This window comes from Rhodopseudomonas sp. B29, from assembly GCF_000333455.1.
Taxonomy (GTDB): Bacteria; Pseudomonadota; Alphaproteobacteria; order Rhizobiales; family Xanthobacteraceae; genus Rhodopseudomonas.
On the sequence record NZ_BADD01000659.1, the window covers coordinates 1 to 1,812 of the forward strand.

The following is a 1,812-nucleotide window of genomic DNA, read 5'->3' on the forward strand; positions in this document are numbered from 1 at the left end:
GCATCACTACACACACGAACGTCATGCGCGGGCTCGACCCGCGCATCCATCCTCGCAAGAACGGCCGCGTTTCTCGTGTGATGGATGGCCGGGGCAAGCCCGGCCATGACGCCGAATGAGAGGATGCTCATCGCGCGATCTCCCAGGTGGTGACCGGTTTGCCGTCTTTGTCCTTGCCGTCCTTCAACACCACGCCCATCGCGGCGAGTTCGTCGCGGATGCGGTCGGATTCTTTCCAGTCTTTGTTAGTGCGGGCAGCGGTGCGCGCGGCGATGAGGTCCTCAATCGCTTCCTGCCGCTCTCGTGAGATCAGTTTCTGGTGATAGTCAGGATCATAATTCCTGATGTCGATGCCTAGAAGCCGAAGTCCCGTAACTACCTTATTGCGAGCTGACTGAACCGTGAGATCTAGCGTTGCGACAGAATTTGTCATTAACTCTTTGGTACGGGCATCGCCTTCTCGAGCAAATTTTGCCAGTCGGTGAAGCTCTGCAATCGCTCGTGGAGTGTTTAGATCGTCGGAAAGAGCCTTCATGAATTCGTCAGAAGGTGCCTCTTCACTAAACGCGCCGCTATCGCACTGCTTGAAGTAGCGCAGCGCAATCATGGACTGCTCAAGAGCACTCACACTGAAATCGATTGGCTGCCGATAATGGGTGGAGAGCATAGCCAGCTTGATGATCTCTCCTCGCCAAACGATCCCCTTCCAGCCCGCCAGCAACTCCCTGATCGTGACGAAATTCCCCAAACTCTTCGACATCTTCTCGCCTTCGACCTGAAGGAAGCCGTTGTGCATCCAGGTCTGGGCCATGCGCGACGTATGAAACGCGCAGCAGCTTTGTGCGACTTCGTTTTCGTGGTGAGGAAACACCAGATCGATACCGCCGCCATGGATGTCGAAGGTTTCGCCGAGGTGTTTCCACGACATTGCCGAGCACTCGATGTGCCAACCCGGCCGGCCTTCCGTGGTGATACCACCCGGCGACGGCCATGACGGTTCGCCCGGCTTCGACGGCTTCCACAGCACGAAGTCGGTGGCGTCGCGCTTGTAGGGTGCGACATCGACGCGGGCGCCGGCGATCATCTCGTCGAGTGAGCGATTAGCCAGCGCGCCGTAGCGCGGCAGCGTGCCATTGGCCGCGTTCATCGCCGCCGGCGAGAACAGCACGTGGCCCTCCGCCACGTAGGCGAAGCCGCCGGCGATCAGTTTCTCGATGATGGCGCGCATCTCGCCGATATGCTCGGTCGCCCGCGGCTCCACCGTCGGTCGCAGGCAGCCCAGCGCGTCGACGTCGTCGTGGAATTGCTGCTCGGTCTTTTCGGTGACCTTGCGGATCGCGTCGTTCAACGGCAGGCCCGGATAGTCGCGGGCGGCGCGGTCGTTGATCTTGTCGTCGACGTCGGTGATGTTGCGGACGTAGGTGACGTGGCTCTCGCCGTAGAGATGGCGCAGCAGCCGGAACAGCACGTCGAACACGATCACGGGCCGCGCGTTGCCGATATGCGCGAAGTCGTAGACCGTCGGGCCGCAGACATACATCCGCACATTGGCCGGATCGATCGGCGCGAACGTCCGCTTGTCGCGGGTCAGCGTATCGTAAAGGCGCAAGTCCATAGGCACCCGTCCCCTGCGGCCGGGCGTCCAGTGATCTCGGTGTGAGAAAAGACGGCCTCAGCCAGCGTTGAGCTAGCTCGTAATCTCGCAGCAAAAAATAATGGCGAGGAAACCGTTCATGCCCGCACCATGGCCACGGGGGCCAAACGCCGTCAAGTCCGGCGAAGGCCTTAGGCAAGCGGCCGGAGCCATTTTGG

General features: G+C 60.4%; 1 protein-coding gene. It reads right to left on the bottom strand.

What is annotated here, in order from left to right; translation table 11 throughout:
• Window positions 1–127: 127 nt before the first annotated feature.
• A complete protein-coding gene (gene cysS, locus I5M_RS23740) occupies window positions 128–1,615 on the bottom strand; it encodes a cysteine--tRNA ligase (protein WP_022723671.1) in 1,488 nt (495 codons plus the stop codon).
• Window positions 1,616–1,812 lie beyond the last annotated feature (197 nt).